The 15,495-nt window shown below is 43.8% G+C and carries 14 protein-coding genes; 3 read left to right on the forward strand and 11 right to left on the reverse strand.

Annotation, left to right across the window (positions count from 1 at the left end; translation table 11 throughout):
* Positions 1 to 3: 3 nt before the first annotated feature.
* From IGI84_RS10615 to IGI84_RS10655, 9 genes are all read right to left on the reverse strand, one after another.
* Positions 4 to 834, reverse strand: coding sequence for a MetQ/NlpA family ABC transporter substrate-binding protein (locus IGI84_RS10615; RefSeq protein ID WP_081118185.1), 831 nt, complete (start codon positions 832 to 834; stop codon positions 4 to 6).
* 255 nt (positions 835 to 1,089) lie between these two features.
* On the reverse strand, positions 1,090 to 2,184 hold the full coding sequence (locus tag IGI84_RS10620) for an aminotransferase class I/II-fold pyridoxal phosphate-dependent enzyme (protein WP_081118186.1): 1,095 nt from the start codon (positions 2,182 to 2,184) through the stop codon (positions 1,090 to 1,092).
* A complete protein-coding gene (locus tag IGI84_RS10625; protein ID WP_430600323.1) occupies positions 2,174 to 3,373 on the reverse strand; it encodes a MalY/PatB family protein in 1,200 nt (399 codons plus the stop codon). The genes IGI84_RS10620 and IGI84_RS10625 overlap by 11 nt, the downstream gene beginning before the upstream one ends.
* Complete coding sequence (locus IGI84_RS10630; protein ID WP_430600325.1) at positions 3,363 to 4,331, reverse strand: homoserine O-succinyltransferase; 969 nt, start codon at positions 4,329 to 4,331, stop codon at positions 3,363 to 3,365. Before IGI84_RS10630 ends, IGI84_RS10625 begins: the two co-directional genes overlap by 11 nt.
* 398 nt (positions 4,332 to 4,729) lie before the next feature.
* Positions 4,730 to 5,500: a C39 family peptidase gene (locus IGI84_RS10635; protein ID WP_077452731.1), complete on the reverse strand. Its 771-nt coding sequence runs from the start codon at positions 5,498 to 5,500 to the stop codon at positions 4,730 to 4,732.
* A gap of 138 nt (positions 5,501 to 5,638) precedes the next feature.
* The gene (locus tag IGI84_RS10640; RefSeq protein ID WP_005225537.1) at positions 5,639 to 6,250 is read right to left on the reverse strand and encodes a hypothetical protein; all 612 of its coding nucleotides are present in this window, start codon (positions 6,248 to 6,250) and stop codon (positions 5,639 to 5,641) included.
* Positions 6,251 to 6,368: 118 nt separating this feature from the next.
* Positions 6,369 to 7,256, reverse strand: a complete 888-nt coding sequence (gene rsmA / locus IGI84_RS10645; RefSeq protein ID WP_077452732.1) for a 16S rRNA (adenine(1518)-N(6)/adenine(1519)-N(6))-dimethyltransferase RsmA — start codon at positions 7,254 to 7,256, stop codon at positions 6,369 to 6,371.
* Positions 7,253 to 7,825: a ribonuclease M5 gene (rnmV, locus tag IGI84_RS10650; protein WP_077452733.1), complete on the reverse strand. Its 573-nt coding sequence runs from the start codon at positions 7,823 to 7,825 to the stop codon at positions 7,253 to 7,255. Before rnmV ends, rsmA begins: the two co-directional genes overlap by 4 nt.
* Positions 7,818 to 8,588, reverse strand: a complete 771-nt coding sequence (locus IGI84_RS10655; protein WP_420698351.1) for a TatD family hydrolase — start codon at positions 8,586 to 8,588, stop codon at positions 7,818 to 7,820. The genes rnmV and IGI84_RS10655 overlap by 8 nt, the downstream gene beginning before the upstream one ends.
* Positions 8,589 to 8,773: 185 nt before the next feature.
* Here IGI84_RS10655 and IGI84_RS10660 point away from each other — a divergent pair, with 185 nt between their 5' ends.
* Together IGI84_RS10660 and IGI84_RS10665 are read left to right on the forward strand one after the other, a co-directional pair.
* Entirely contained in the window at positions 8,774 to 9,490 is a 717-nt protein-coding gene (locus IGI84_RS10660) for a hypothetical protein (protein WP_077452735.1), read from the forward strand.
* Between the two features lie 173 nt (positions 9,491 to 9,663).
* Positions 9,664 to 10,524 carry a metallophosphoesterase gene (locus IGI84_RS10665; protein ID WP_430600329.1) on the forward strand — a complete coding sequence of 287 codons (861 nt, stop codon included), beginning with the start codon at positions 9,664 to 9,666 and terminating at the stop codon, positions 10,522 to 10,524.
* Positions 10,525 to 10,860: 336 nt separating this feature from the next.
* Here IGI84_RS10665 and IGI84_RS10670 read toward each other — a convergent pair whose 3' ends face one another.
* Complete coding sequence (locus IGI84_RS10670; RefSeq protein WP_430600331.1) at positions 10,861 to 12,618, reverse strand: metal ABC transporter permease subunit; 1,758 nt, start codon at positions 12,616 to 12,618, stop codon at positions 10,861 to 10,863.
* A gap of 1 nt (position 12,619) precedes the next feature.
* Complete coding sequence (locus tag IGI84_RS10675; protein ID WP_430600333.1) at positions 12,620 to 13,342, reverse strand: metal ABC transporter ATP-binding protein; 723 nt, start codon at positions 13,340 to 13,342, stop codon at positions 12,620 to 12,622.
* 572 nt (positions 13,343 to 13,914) lie between these two features.
* Here IGI84_RS10675 and IGI84_RS10680 point away from each other — a divergent pair.
* Entirely contained in the window at positions 13,915 to 15,429 is a 1,515-nt protein-coding gene (locus IGI84_RS10680; RefSeq protein ID WP_061054396.1) for a flavocytochrome c, read from the forward strand.
* The last annotated feature ends 66 nt before the right edge of the window (positions 15,430 to 15,495 follow it).

The raw sequence follows: 15,495 nt of genomic DNA on the forward strand, positions 1-15,495 counted from the left end.
TTTCTATTCCCATACAGGTATACTAGATTTCTTTGTTACTTCCTCGATGATTGCTTTTACTTCATCGGTCTGATAATATCGAACGACCGTTTGGTAAACGTCATTGTCTGCTTCGTCTGCTCGCGCAGCGATCACATTATAATAAGGCTTGGAGGAATCAGCCACGGGTTCTAAGAAAATCGCATCTTCTGTAGGTACCAAACCAGCATCGACGGCCATGCCATTATTGATCAAAGAAATGTCGACGTCAGTCATAGCTCGAGCAGTTTGATTGGAATCAAGCAGCTCAAATTTCAAAGCTTTGGGATTGTCAGTCACATCACTAGTTGTCGGCAGTAGACCCTTGGATTCATCCAAAGTGATCAAACCAGCCGTTTGTAAAAGTAGCAGTGCGCGACTCTCATTTGAGACATCATTCGGTAAAGCCACTGTAGCTCCATCAGCCAATTCACTGACATCTGTGATTTTATCGGAATAAATACCAAGTGGGTTTAATGTCGTATACGCAATCGTTGTGTTGGAATAGCCACTTTCTTCGTTGACATTGTCCATAAAAATCTCCGTCAATGCTGCGTGTAGATCGATCGACCCATCCTCTAGTGCGACGATTGGCTGACGATAATCGGTAAACTTCACCAATTGCAGGTCGATGTTTTCATTTTCCTTCAATTCTTCCTGCACATGTTCCCAGGCTTCGTTTTGTTCACCAACGACACCCAATTTGATAACGGTGGCTTCCTCATCTGCTTGACTGCTGCCGCAAGCGGCGAAGCTGAACAATGCCAGCAATCCAAGAGCTCCTGTTGCCAATCCCTTTATTACGTTTCTTTTCATCCTTTTATCCCCTTTTGTTCCCTCCTCAGATCAATCGTCCCGTTTTCTTGTGGCGTTGCTCAACTAGACCAATTTCACCTTTTCTTTTAGAAAGAACTGCTTTCTCGTGAGAAAAAAGGGAGAATGCCTGTTGCCGCCAACCGAAAACATCGGACTCACTATTCATATGTAGTGTAACTTTATCCTATACAACTAAAACTGTCAATAAAATTACTCTACAAAAGTAAGTTTTTAACTAGCTGATCTGCGGTCGGGTTATTTGAATATCTTCAGTGCATTTTCTAAGTCATCGATCAAATCTTTACTACTTTCGATCCCAATGGAGATCCGTAAAAGATCCGGCGTCAATCCATAAGATTCTCGTACCTCTTGAGGAATATCCGCGTGGGTCTGTGTCGTTGGATACGTGATGAGACTTTCCACACCCCCTAGGCTTTCCGCAAAGGTAAAGACCTTTAATGCCGCTAAAAAGCCGCTGATTTTGGTTTCATCAAGCACCCGAATGCTGATCATCGCGCCGGCATTCGGATACAGCACCTCTTTGATCGCCGGATGGGCTCGTAAAAAGCGGCCGACTTCCTTGGCGTTGGCTTCTTGCCGTTCAAAGCGCAACGGCAGCGTCTTTAAACTTCGAATAAATAACCACGTATCAAAGCTGCTCAAGGTAGGGCCAGAAGTATTGGCTAAATAGTTCAAGCGCTCCCCCAGCGGCGCATCTTTGGCGATCACGACGCCTGCCAAAATATCATTGTGGCCAGATAAGAATTTGGTACCTGAGTGGATCACCAGATCGGCACCTTCCTCTAAGGGCAACTGTCGCAAGGGCGTCAAAAAGGTGTTATCTACGATCAATAGCGCCCCCTGTTCGTGAGCAAGCTTGGCGGTTTCAGCAATATCCGTCACGGTCATCAAAGGATTCGTTGGGGTCTCTAAAAAGACAGCCGTTACCTCGTCAGTTAATTTCTCACTTAATTCTGTTACAGTACTGAAGGTATCGAAGAATGCCCGCTGGCTTTTTTCCAATTCCGCAAAATAGCGAAAGCTGCCGCCGTACAAGTCACGAGAAACCAAAAAGCGGCTGCCGCTGGCAAACAAATCAAAAATCAAAGCGATCGCACTCATGCCAGAGCTGGTCACTACTGCCCGAGCCCCTTTTTCTAATTCAGCAAGACCCGCTTCTAAAATATCACGGGTTGGGTTTTTGGTACGGGTATAATCATAGCCGGTACTTTGCCCCAATTCAGGATGCGCAAAGGTCGTGGAAAGATAGATCGGTGGGCTGATCGCCCCAGTTTGCTGATCCGAATGATTGCCTAATTGTGCCAGAAAAGTTGCTGTATCAATCGTCATGTCGTTCCTCCTTTTTGATTGCCTCGATCATGCGATCAAGGGCTTGTTGAATGATAGTCGGTGTTGTCGCAAGATTCAGACGAATCAAGCCTTGACCGTCTTTGGCGAACCATTCCCCATAATCGACTGCCAAACCGGCAGTATCTTGGATCACGTGCTTGGTTCGTTCTTTGGCAATGACTTGCCGCAGATCCACCCAGAGAAGGTAGGTTCCTTCTAAGGGCAGGAGCTCAATCTTGGGAAATGCTTCTTGCAGTTGCTGGCGGACCATTTGTTCATTGGTAGCAACCACTGAGAGCAGATCAGCTAGCCATTGATCCCCCGATTCATACGCGGCTTTCGCAGCCACCAATCCCAAACGATTGACTTCCGTCTGCTTGTATTGTCGGCACCACGCCTGATAGGCTCTGCGCATCTCTAAATCTGGAATCCAAACGTGAGACAGCAATAACCCTGCTAAGTTAAAGGTTTTTGAGGGCGAATCCAGGACAATCAGTTTTTCAATGCCTAAACGCTGCGCCACTGTTATTGCCGAAACAAATTGCTGGTCACCGAGTATCAGCTCACGATGGATCTCGTCGGCGATCACGACAACCTTATGTTTTTGGCAGATTGCCAATAACTGATGTAGCTCTTCCTCTTGCCAGACCCGCCCTACTGGATTGTGGGGGGAGCAGAGAATAAATAGTTTCACTTTTTCTTCAATGATTTTGGCTTCAAAAGCAGCAAAATCGATTCGATAGGAATTCCCCACTTTTTGTAAAGGTGCTTCTATCAAGCGTCTTTTCGTCTCTTTGATGCTGTCAAAAAAGGGATAGTAGACGGGCGGCTGGATCAAAATGCCATCGTCAGGTTCTGTGAAACAATGAAGCAAATCAACCAAAGATTGGACGACCCCTGTGGAAAACGAGAGCCATTTTTCTTCAAATTTCGTCCCCCAGTGGCGATCTTGCCAGCCCTGATAGGCTGAAAAATAGCCTGAGGGGGGAATGCCATAGCCGAAGGTTCCTTGAGCAACCAGTTGCTGCAAAGCTTTTTCTACTGCTTTTGGAGCCGCAAAATCCATATCGGCTACCCATAAAGGCAAAAGCTTTTCTCCTTGGAACCGTTGATCGACAAGATCCCATTTTAAAGAATCAGTGCCTTTTCGCTCTCTGGCATAATGGGAGAGAAAGGACTCAATCGTCATTGATACTCACCCGACCTTCTGGCTCGCTACCGATTCGATAACCTTCTTTCGTGGGCTTGACGGACAGGTCATACGGCGTTCGCAAATAGGTTTCATTGATCCAATTGCTGAAAAACAAGGAGGCATGTCCCCGCCAACGGTTGGTGATTTTCCCACCTAAGCGGTCATAAGCAAAGTAATTTTTGGGCAATGCGGTAGCTAAGCCCCGTTCCATGTCTCGCAAGTACTCTTCATTCAGGGTCGTTGTGTGGTATTCAAAATGTCCTAGTAAAAAGACATTTTTATGATCCTCTGATACGAAGATGGAGGGTCCCGTTTCAACACCCGCTGCCAATATTTCTAAGGGGGCTTGGGCGAGCTGGACTTCATCGATGCCAGTATAGCGCGAATGGGGCGTATAAAAGACGTCGTCAAAGCCCCGAACGAGTGGATGGAAATGCGTGACTGTTTGTTCGAAGACACCGAACAATTTGCTTGGGTACAACACTTTTTCGATACCGTAATGGTAATAAAGACCTGCTTGCGCTCCCCAACAAATATGCAAGACTGAAGTGCAATTCGTCTGGCTCCAATTCATGATCTCTTGCAGTTCTTGCCAATAATCAATGGCTTCAAATGTCATTTTTTCAACAGGGGCACCAGTAATGATCAAGCCGTCGAAGCGTTGGGACTGGATCACTGAAAATTCTTGGTAGAACTTTTCCATGTGATCGACAGACGTGTTTTTGCTTTCGTGGTACTTCATTTTCAGTAAAGTCACCTCAATTTGCAGAGGGCTTTGAGAAAGCAGACGCAACAACTGATTTTCTGTAGCGATCTTTTTCGGCATCAAATTGACGATGGCGATTTTCAAGGGACGGATCTCTTGCTTCGCCGCTTTATGCTGCAGTAAGGCAAAGACATTTTCTTTTTGCAGGACCGCTGCAGCGGGTAATTCTTTGGGAATAATGATTGGCATTGCTTCAACCCCTTACAGATAAATTTCTTGTTGAAGAGAAAGCGAACAGTTTCGGCTGTGAAAAACAAAAAAAGCCGCCCTTTTATCCTTGCGGATAAAAGGGACGACTTGATGCGCGTTACCACCCTAATTCGTGCTATTCTCACAAATAACACCTCAACAGTACACTATGATACTTGGCGCTGTAACGGGCGCATGCCGTTTTGCTGGCGTGAACCAACAAAAAAACTCAGAGCTCATCTTCACTGATCACCGCATGTCTCCTTTTTCACCAACCGGAGTCTCTGTACCTTTGTTGATCTGCTACTCTTCTCTTCAACGTTATCGAAATCTTTGTTTAATTTTAAAAAATTATAATTGTTTTTTCATTTACTGTCAACGTCAAGTTTATTTTTTTCTTATAGTTCTTCTAAATATAAATATTGTTGCCCCATTTTTTCATAAATCGTTGCTAAGTCTTCTTTGCTGACTTCGCGATCTTTATGCCCATAAGGGTCATTGACATACATCGTCTCTCCGTCGATTCCCGTGATCACTACCGAGTGGATCAATGCAGTCACAAGGATTTCGCCATTTTTCGTATTCCATTGAAAGAAATCAGCATCGGTAGGTACTTGTAATTCTAAGGTCGCGATCATCCAAACGGGTTTTCCAGATTGCAGTACTTTGACGATCTCATCAAAGCTTTTGTCTCGTCCACTAACAACTTCATATTGCTCTTTCACAATCCTTTCGGCAACATCGGTGATCGGCTCAACGTCAACCCCCATTGCGCTGTCGCCGCCATAGATGTTTCCAACAAAGCCTTCTCGCGGATCGCCATGGTGATCGTAATCCTCATAAAGCGGGACATAGGCTAATTCTTCCGCCAATTGATTTTTATTGGTATCAAATCCGTAAAAATTCAAGAGCATCGATAAAGCTGTTACTTCACAACCGTTTCCTAAGGCAACTTCATCGAATTGATTTTCTAACGGAACATCTAATTGAATAACCTCACTGTATTCCGGCTCTGGTGTTTGTTCCTCATCCGAAAGTGCTAATGTCAATTCATCCTCTATCACTTCAAAGGGGGATTGCCCGTTCTTACTGTCATAAAAAATCAGCAGAAAGAAGAGCATCAAGACGAACATACTTAAAAGTAACCGTTTTAACTTTATCTTCTTCATCTACTTCCTCCTCTTGTATATTATAACTTATTTCTGTTTATTATTTCACTATAATAAACTTATTAGGAAGGAGTATTTTCTTAATCTAAACACAAAAAAATAGACCCGTTTAGGCAGCGGGTCTATTCAAACTGGCGCTTATGCCGCTTTCTTCTGTTTCTGAATAAAGCGTCCTTTTGCTTTCGAAAACGAACGAATATCAAATTGTTTGCTTAAGGCACCTGCAACAAAATAAGCCAAATTGAAATCGATCAAGCTATGGATCAAGCCACCGATCCCCATCAAAACGAACAAGAAATAGTAGAAATTGCCATCAAATGCGGTTCCCGGGACATTTCCTGTGAAGTAAAAGGCGGCAACGACTGCCATTTCAACGGCAGAATGAATCAGTCCAATAATCAAGTTAAAGCTCTGAAATTTGATATTCAATAAAGAGGGTTTGCCATTTTTCAGTAAAATATCTGGGTGCTTCTGTAAATAGAAGGCACCGATGACTGCAAAAACAACATGGGACAATGCCCGTAAAGCAATGATTGGTGGCAGTGTTAAGAAGAAGCCAAAGGTTGTTCCTAAAGCTACCGCGATCGCCATCGCTGGTGAAAAGAACATCGCCACAAATACGGGAACGTGGCTAGCTAAAGTAAAGGATGCTGGTCCAATGACGATTTTGGGCATTACCATGGGAATGACGATCCCCATGCCGATTAACAATGCAGCGATCGTTAAATGGCGGATGGAATGATTTTTCATTTATACTCTCTCCTTCAATGTGTCATGACAGTTATGTCTTGCTTATTCTACTGGTATTTCCACGAGGTGTCAAGACACAAAAAAACGAATGTTTATTCAACATCCGTTTTTATAGAAGTTATCCTTTACGTGCTTGCATTTCATTGCTTAATTTGGCAAATTCCGCTAACGACAGCGTTTCTCCACGTCGTTTCGGATCGATCCCACTTGCTTCTAAGCTGTCTGCCAACCACTGTTTGGTTGTTTCATCTTTTCCATAGCTATTTTGCAAATTGTTCCAAAGGGTTTTACGACGCAACTGAAAGGCTGCTTTCGTTAATTTGAAGAACTCTTTTTCATCGGTGACTGCGACTGCTGGTTGTGAACGACGCGTCAATTTCAGAATAGCCGAATCAACATTCGGTTGGGGCACAAAAACAGTTTTCGGGACGATGAATGCCAGTTTTGCTTCCATGTAGTATTGCACAGCGATAGACAACGAGCCATAGGCTTTAGTCCCAGGAACTGCTGAGATTCGATCAGCCACTTCTTTTTGCATCATCACGACCATTTCATCTACTGGTACCTGAGACTCTAAAAAGTGCATCATAATTGGCGTAGTGATGTAGTAGGGCAAGTTTGCGACAACTTTTAATGAAGCAGCCGTATCGCTGAATGCTGACTGAATGGTCGTTGCCAGATCTGCTTGCAAGACATCTTGATGAATGATTTGCACATTTTGATATGGCTGCATTGTGTCGGCTAACACTGGAATCAACCGATCATCAATTTCAAACGCCAACACTTGCTTGGCATGTTTTGCCAACTGTTCGGTCAGCGCACCGATTCCAGGACCAACCTCGATGACGTTTGTCGTCTCGTCGATGCCTGCAGTTTCTACGATTTTCCGTAAAATATTTGGTTCTGTTAAGAAGTTTTGACCTAAACTTTTTTTAAAGGTAAAGCCATGTTTCGCTAAAATCTCTTTGGTTCTTGAGGGGGTTGCTATATCCCGTTCTTCCTTCACAATTCTTCCTCCACTGTTTTCATTGCTTCTGCCAGCTCTGCATCAGTAATACGAAACATTGCCAGCCGCTTCTCTAATTGTTTGCCATTCGTATACCCGATGCGTAAAAGATCCCCCAACCGCTCTCGTTTCTCTTTCGCTCCAGCCCCTGCGATCAAGCCATACGCTAACAACTGTTGACGATCAATGGTCCCTTCGCTAGCTTCATTTGAAGCAATCGGGGTTACGACTTTTCGCAAGGCTTCTTTCAACGCTTCATGGCTGGCGTGTTCCACGCCTAAACTGCCTTTGTTTTTCGGTGCTGCCTGACTGCGTGGTAAAAAGGCATGCTTGGCATCCGGAACGACTTCCATAATGATCTTGCGGATCTTTTCTCCTGAAAAATCGGGATCGGTAAACACGATGACCCCTCGTGTCTCTTGGGCATGCTCGATTTGATCAAGGATCGTGTCATCGATTGCCGAACCGATCGTTTCGATGGTATCTACTTCGAACACTTCTTGCAATCGGCGGGTGTCGTCTTTGCCTTCGACGACAATGATTTCTTCGATTTTCGGTTTATCAGTCATTGATCCTAAACAAGCGGTGGGCATTTTTTGTTGTGTAGGTCGCAACGTCAGCGACCGCTTCTTGCCGCAGCTCCGCGATTTTATCCACTACATAATGGGTATAGCCGGGTTCATTGCGCTTGCCACGATAAGGAACAGGGGCTAAATACGGTGCATCAGTCTCAACGAGTAGCCGATCTTGTGGCACGACTTGCGCAGCTTCTTGTACCTCCGTAGCCTTTTTGAAGGTCACGACACCACTAAAGGAAATGTACATTCCTAGATCCAAGAACTTTTTCGCCCATTCGCTATCCCCGCTAAAGCTGTGCATGATGCCGCCGATCGTTTGGACTTTTTCATCCTTTAAGATCGCATAGGTATCTTCTAAGGCTTCACGGGTATGAATACTGACGGGCAGCTGATGTTCACGAGCGATCGCCATTTGCCGACGAAAGACCTTTTCTTGAACTTCTTTCGGATCTTCCATCCAGTGGTAGTCTAAACCGATTTCACCTAGGGCAACGACTTTTGGTCGTTCCAAGCGCTCTTGCAAATAGGTTTCTACATTTGGGGTATAAGAACCAGCTTCGGTGGGATGCCAACCGATAATGCTGTAAATACCTGGATATTCTTTACTTAATGCTAACGATTTTTCAATCGTTGGCTGATCGAAACCGACGACCGCCATCTCCGTTACTCCTAGTTCTTGCGCACGGGCGACCGTTTCGGGAATGTCTTCGTTAAACTGTTCGGCATTCAAATGTGTATGAGAATCAAAAATCATGAAATCTCCTCCTTAGTCCTTCTATACTCTAGCATATTTTGACGGTTTAAGAAACGAATCCTCTCCGCTTTTTTCAGCAGTTTAAGAAAACTTTCAGCAAGTAAAAAAAATCCGCCCAAAGTTGGAGGACGCCGAAGCTGATTTTCTCTATACTGAGGGTAACGAAATCGTATGGAGGTGGAAATATGGAACGATCAAAAATTGATCCCGGCCGCTTTTTTTCTGGCCAAAAAGCAGCAGCTAAAGGCACGTTAAAACATCAATATCATTACTATCGGCAGCAAAATGCCCATCAAGCATTCAACAGCGACTTTCAGCGAAATTTCCAGCAAGATTTCCCGAATTTTGCTACATGGCTAAAATTGCAGCAGCAGACACCACAAAAGAATCAAACAGCGACTTTTTCTCACTGGTTATTGGTTGGTTTCTTCGGACTTTTGACAGCAGCAAGTTTTTCGCAACAGCTCTTATTCCTACTTTTTGTCTTTGTCTTAGCCGCTCTCGTCAAAGGACCTGGCATGATCATATGGGGCATCGTTTATTCCTTCTTAGTTAGTTTGTTCCCGCCATTGGGTATCGTTCTTTCTGGCTTATTTTTCTTACTGACCCTGCGTCAATTAACCAAAAACGTCACTTTCGTTTTGACTGCATTGTACTTTTACGGCTATCCCTTTGTGATCACAGCCCTCCAGCACTTTACGAATTGGGACCCGCAATGGCTGTGGGTCGGTAGTATCGGTTTTGCCTTGATCAGTGGCCATTTTGTCTTAAAGCAAAACTATCCCTTTGCTTCAAGTAAAAGTCTCGCATGGGCGATCATCTCCGTCCCTTATGATTGTGTCATGGCTTTGATCCCCGTCAAACACAAGGCACGCTTCAAACGATTGGTGAAAATCAAATAATTGCGATCTAGGATACAAAAGATAGGCTATTGTAGCTTCTTTTGTATCTTTTTTAATGGAAAAATCAAGCGAAATACGATGGATATTTTTTGTTATTTTTGCTTTCGTATGATTGCTTTTTTTGTAAGAATCTACTATGCTAGAAACTAGCAAATCAAAAAAGGAGCCACGCCATGTACACCCTCATTCTTATTGCATTCCTCCTTACGGGCTTGCTAGTTTACTCCTTTATTATTGAACCGCATCTTCTCAAACAACGGCATTATCTCATAAAAAAAGACAAGCGCACCGTCTTAGATATTTCAAAAGCTTATGACCTTTACCAAGCAGAGAGCAATATCGTGATCGCCCATATCAGCGACCTTCATTTTTCTCGTTGGTTTAAACCAAGACGAATGAATCGCATCATTCGATCAACGATCCAAAACAAGCCGGATCTGATCATCATCACGGGGGATCTGATCGATAATTATAAAAAATGGCCGCATCGTTCAACCAAGCGACTGATCGAAAAGCTGAAAAAATTGCAAGCGCCTCTGGGTAAGATCGCAGTTATGGGGAACCATGACCATTTGAATGACGGTCATTACTTTGTTAAGGAAATATACCAGCATGCAGGGTTTACCTTACTTGATAATGAGTCGGTTTTTGGTTCTGATGACAAGACGTCGATGAATATTGTCGGTATCGATATAGAAAGTCCGAAAGTCAGTTTTACCTATGAAGCAACTTTAGCAGAATGGCAGCTACTTTTGCTCCATGAACCCGATTATGTTTCTCGGATCACCAATCTGCCAAACTACGACTTGATTCTGTCTGGCCATAGCCATGGCGGGCAGATTCGCTTGCCTTTTTATTATGCGAAAACGAAGGGTGCGTTGAAATATACCGATGGGCTCTACCTTTTAGGCAAGGAGACCTTATTGAGTGTTTCCAGTGGGGTCGGTATGACCAAGATTCCCGCCCGACTCGGCGTCCCGCCAGAGATCCTTTATTACCATCTAGAACCGCAACAGCAATCGAACGTTTCTTAACTATTCAATGGTGTGATTGGGAAAAAATCAGCGAATCGTTTCCGCAAACGTTCGATTCACTGATTTTCTTTTTGTTTCCATCATGTTAAAATATACCAAATAAACACTTTTCAACAATTAGGAGGAACCAAAAAATGCTCATCTCAGGAACGCTCTGGTTTTTGATCGCCTTCTTCGCTTATACAGCCTATGTATACCTTCAGGGGTTGTACTTTCCTGTCATCGCATTTCTTGCTGCCTTGATGGGCTGCGGATTTTATCTCTTTGCTTTTCTCCAGCACAAAAATACGACGAAAAAACATCCTTAGCCAGAACGAGCGAAGGATGTTTTTTGCATTATTGATTCAAGCCTTGATAAATCGTATTGAGATTCCACTTCATCATGTTATAGTAGCTGTCGCCTTCTTCTCCCGGTTCTGCAATCGAATCGGTAAAGACGGTTCCGAAAATCGGAATGCCTGCATCACGAGAAACACTTTGCATTGGACGAGTATTGACGCTACTTTCGACAAATAAGGAAGCGACGGCTGAGTTTTGCAGCTGATCCACTAAGTTTTTGATTTGCGCAGGGGTACCTTCTTCTTCGGTATTGATTTCCCAAATATAGGCAGACGGTACACCGTAGGCTTTGGAGAAGTATTTGAAGGCTCCCTCACTGGTGACGATCAATTTCTTCTCTTCGGGAATCGATTGGAAGTTTTCCTTCGCTTGCTGATCCAGTTCTTCTAATGAAGCCAAGTAGCGTTCAAGGTTTTCTTCATAGAAAGAGCGATTGTCAGGGTCCTTTTCGCTCAGGCGTTGAGCGATGTTGCGGGCATAGATCATGCCGTTTTCTAGATTCAACCAGGCATGAGGATCGGCTTTGCTGTGGTCTTCGTCATCAGAAAGATAAAGCACATCCACGCCATCACTGACGGCAAAGTAATCTTCATTTTCTACCTTATTGGCATTGTTCATCAATTTGGTAAACCAGCCATTGCCACCGGTTTCTAGATTCAAGCCGTTGTAAAGGATAAGATCAGCATCGGTCGCTTTTCGAACATCTTCCACTAAAGGTTCATACTCATGAGGATCACGCCCCACCGGTACGATACTGTGAAGATCGATTCGATCACCGGCAATGTTTTCCGTAATATCAGCAATGATCGAATTGGTCGCTACTACTGAAAGCTTCCCTTCTGTTTGGGCCATCTGTCCGTTTTGCTGTGCCAAAAAGAAGCCGCCGGCTACCGCTGCTGTTGCTAAAACCGCTGTCGCTGACCAGCGCTTAACTGGACTGGTCTTTTGTTTTGGTGAGAACAAGAAACCGATCACGAAAAAGGCTCCTGCGGTCAAAACGATACTTGACCCTGCGGCAATATTAAAGCTGTACCCGATAAACAAGCCGATAAATGAGGCGAAACCACCTAAAATCCCTGCGATGACCATCATATGCTTCAATTGTTTTGTATATAAATAAGCCGTTGCTGCTGGAGTGACTAATAAAGCCACGATCAAGATCGTTCCGACGCTTTGCATCGCTGTCACTGAAACCAAAGTTAACAAGAACATCAATAAGTAGTGATAGGCTTGCACTTTCATCCCAAAAGCCTTTGCCATCATCGGATCAAAAGACGTGATCAACAGTGGACGGAAGAAAAGGATGATCACTGCCAGCACAAGGATAGCGATAGCGATCGTCAGCCATTTGTCGCTATCTTGTACCGCTAGCACATTCCCAAACAAAATGTGAAACAAATCAGTCGAACTGTTTGCTACCCCAATCAAGATAACCCCTAAAGCTAGAAACGAACTAAAGGTGATACCGATCGCCGTATCACTTTTGATCAGGCTGTTATTGGCGATATAGGTAATAATCATGGAAGCCAAGATCCCAAAGAAGATCGCCCCAACAAAAAAATGAACGCCGAAGATATAAGACAAGGCTACCCCTGGTAAGACCGCATGAGAGATTGCATCCCCCATCAAGGACATCCCTCGTAAGATAATAAAACAACCGATCACCCCTGCGACGATTCCGATCGCGACTGCCGTGATCAAGGCATTTTGCAAGAAATGATAGTTACTTAAACTGGTAAAAAAGCTTGTCAACATGTTAAACGCCTCCTTTCACGATGATCGCATCGCCAAATGTTTGCTTCAAATTGCTTTCGGTAAAGACTTCACTGACTGGGCCCGCAGCGATCAGGGTTTGATTGAGCAGAACCAAGTAATCAAAGTATTCGGTGATTTTCCCCAGATCATGGTGAACGATAAAAATCGTCTTGCCAGCATCTCGCAAGTTACGTAACAGCCCGACGATGATCGCTTCACTGGTGGCATCGATCCCTACAAAGGGCTCATCGAGGAAAATATAATTGGCATCTTGCACCAACGTTCGAGCAATCAAGACCCGCTGAAACTGCCCACCGGACAATTCCCCAATCTGACGTTCCGCAAAGGATTCCATTTCTACCGCTGCCAGAGCGGCTGTCACTTTCTGCCAATCGTTGGCCGACATCCTTTGGAACATGCGCATTTTAGGATACAAGCCTAAAGATACGACTTCTTTAACTGTGATCGGAAACGTGTAATCAACCGCGGTCTTTTGTTCGACATAGGCAATTTCCTTTTGGAAGTCTTTTAACGCTTTTTTGTCGACACTCATGTCCCCGCTGGAAGGGATCAACTTCAACGCCGCTTTGATCAGCGTCGACTTCCCTGCCCCATTTGGACCGATGATCCCTACGATCGCCGGTTTTTTTACTTGAAACGACAAATCCGAGATTACTTGATGATCGCCATCATAAGCTGCGGATATCTTTGAAAAAGTAATCATTATTTTCACTCCATTTCCATAATTAAGGATAGTTTATTTATTTTTTAGGTAGACCTAACTTATTTTTATTATACAAGAAAGGATTGGTTTTGCAAGACAGTTCTCTTGATTTTTTTAAGAAACACCACAATTTCTTGGCAATGGTTCTTGAAAACCAAGATTCTATCTCTATTTATTGAATAAAAATTGGTGCCCACAAATACTGAGTCCACTAATTTTTTTCTATCTTTTGATCGCAAAGCGTTTGATTTATTTTCAATAAAAGAGATCGTTCCTCGGCACCTCAGTGACGTACTTTTTTCAATAACAGAAGAGAGGAAAATCGAATCCTCTTCGTTTCCTCCCTTCATGATTAGAATCAAACAAATCAAAGGATCAATAATTGTTCTTTTTCTAGAAATTCACGAATTCACTCTTTTTTATGATGACCAAGAAACCCTTTCATCACGACTAAAACGCTTTATAAATTAAACTTTTCTAATTATTATGTGATTTTTCGAACAAAACCTAAAAATAACATGACAACTATGTTAGTCTTTGATTTGGAAAAAGTTTTAGGAGGAATAAAAACAATGAAGAAAATTTTCCAAACACTATTAGTCCTAACCTCGTTAGCAACTTTGAGTGCTTGTGGCGCTGATTCACAAACAAGCAGTAGCACAAGTACTGGTTCATCTGCTAATGAAGAAACAGATGCAACTTCCGCTGCATCTGGTCAAGAATACACAGACCCTAGCGAACTTGCAGACAGCTACGATGTCGTGATCGTCGGTGCGGGTGGCGCTGGAATGGCCGCTGCGATCCAAGCAAAGGAAGCTGGCGCAAACCCAGTTATTTTAGAAAAAATGCCAATTTCTGGTGGGAATACATTGAAATCTTCTGCAGGAATGAACGCTTCAGAAACCAAATTCCAAGAAGCAGAAGGCATCGAAGATTCAAACGATCTATTCTATGAAGAAACATTAGCTGGCGGTCATAACACCAATGATGAAGAATTGTTGCGCTACTTTGTGGATCATTCAGCGGAAGCAATCGATTGGTTAGATTCCATGGGTATCACTTTAGACAACTTAACAACGACTGGCGGGATGAGTGAAAAAAGAACGCACCGTCCATCTGATGGTTCCGCTGTTGGGGAATACTTAGTTGATGGCTTGATGCGCAACATCCATGAATTGGAAATCCCAATTTTTGTGAATGCCGATGTTAAAGAAATCAATGAAGAAGATGGTCAAGTCAACGGGGTGACCGTTGAAGTGGAAGGAACCGAACAAACCATTGATGCCAAAGCAGTTGTCGTTACAACAGGCGGTTTCGGTGCCAATTTCGACATGATCACCGAATACAAACCAGAATTGGCAGACTACGTGACAACGAACCAAGAAGGTTCGACTGGCGATGGAATCAAAATGATCGAAGCATTAGGCGGACAAACGGTTGATTTAGAACAAATCCAAATTCACCCAACAGTGGATCAGTCGAAATCACTGTTGATCACTGAAGCTGTCCGTGGAGAAGGCGCGATCTTGGTCAATCAAGAAGGCGAACGGTTCTTCAATGAAATGGAAACACGAGACAAAGTCTCTGAAGCGATCATTGCCCTACCTGAAAAATCAGCAACGTTAGTTTTTGATGCAGGTGTCAAAGAACGCGTAACAGCCATTGATTTTTACGAGCAACAAGGATTAGTCAAATCCGCTGACACGATCGAGGAATTGGCAAAAGAATTGGACATGCCAGAAGCAGCGCTTGCTGAAACGATCGCTACCTGGAACAGCAGTGTGGCTGCTGGTGAAGACGAAGCCTTTGGACGCAGCACCGCAATGGACAACGATTTGTCAACAGGACCTTACTATGCCATCGCCATCGCTCCTGGTATCCACCACACGATGGGCGGCGTGAAGATCAACACCAACACAGAAGTGATCGCTACGGATAACGAGATCATTCCAGGTCTCTTTGCAGCCGGTGAAGTAACTGGTGGGTTGCATGGTGAAAACCGAATTGGCGGAAATGCCGTTGCCGATATCATCATCTTCGGACGCCAAGCAGGAACAAAAGCTGCCGAATTTGCGCAAGAAAATTAAAACACTCTCTATAAAAAAGAAGTACTTACGTTTTTCATCAACGTAAGTACTTCTTTTTTTATATAA

The sequence above is a fragment of the Enterococcus sp. DIV0008 genome (assembly GCF_050542615.1).
Lineage (GTDB): Bacteria > Bacillota > Bacilli > Lactobacillales > Enterococcaceae > Enterococcus_D > Enterococcus_D innesii.

What these genes read in the sequence shown, in the direction of transcription:
- IGI84_RS10630 (WP_430600325.1), bottom strand. Translation starts at nt 4,331, where the DNA reads ATGCCAATCATTATTCCCAAAGAATTACCCGCTGCAGCGGTCCTGCAA.
- IGI84_RS10615 (WP_081118185.1), bottom strand. Translation starts at nt 834, where the DNA reads ATGAAAAGAAACGTAATAAAGGGATTGGCAACAGGAGCTCTTGGATTG.
- IGI84_RS10635 (WP_077452731.1), bottom strand. Translation starts at nt 5,500, where the DNA reads ATGAAGAAGATAAAGTTAAAACGGTTACTTTTAAGTATGTTCGTCTTG.
- IGI84_RS10655 (WP_420698351.1), bottom strand. Translation starts at nt 8,588, where the DNA reads ATGATTTTTGATTCTCATACACATTTGAATGCCGAACAGTTTAACGAA.
- IGI84_RS10640 (WP_005225537.1), bottom strand. Translation starts at nt 6,250, where the DNA reads ATGAAAAATCATTCCATCCGCCATTTAACGATCGCTGCATTGTTAATC.
- IGI84_RS10660 (WP_077452735.1), top strand. Translation starts at nt 8,774, where the DNA reads ATGGAACGATCAAAAATTGATCCCGGCCGCTTTTTTTCTGGCCAAAAA.
- IGI84_RS10670 (WP_430600331.1), bottom strand. Translation starts at nt 12,618, where the DNA reads ATGTTGACAAGCTTTTTTACCAGTTTAAGTAACTATCATTTCTTGCAA.
- rnmV (WP_077452733.1), bottom strand. Translation starts at nt 7,825, where the DNA reads ATGACTGATAAACCGAAAATCGAAGAAATCATTGTCGTCGAAGGCAAA.
- IGI84_RS10680 (WP_061054396.1), top strand. Translation starts at nt 13,915, where the DNA reads ATGAAGAAAATTTTCCAAACACTATTAGTCCTAACCTCGTTAGCAACT.
- IGI84_RS10625 (WP_430600323.1), bottom strand. Translation starts at nt 3,373, where the DNA reads ATGACGATTGAGTCCTTTCTCTCCCATTATGCCAGAGAGCGAAAAGGC.
- IGI84_RS10675 (WP_430600333.1), bottom strand. Translation starts at nt 13,342, where the DNA reads ATGATTACTTTTTCAAAGATATCCGCAGCTTATGATGGCGATCATCAA.
- IGI84_RS10665 (WP_430600329.1), top strand. Translation starts at nt 9,664, where the DNA reads ATGTACACCCTCATTCTTATTGCATTCCTCCTTACGGGCTTGCTAGTT.
- IGI84_RS10620 (WP_081118186.1), bottom strand. Translation starts at nt 2,184, where the DNA reads ATGACGATTGATACAGCAACTTTTCTGGCACAATTAGGCAATCATTCG.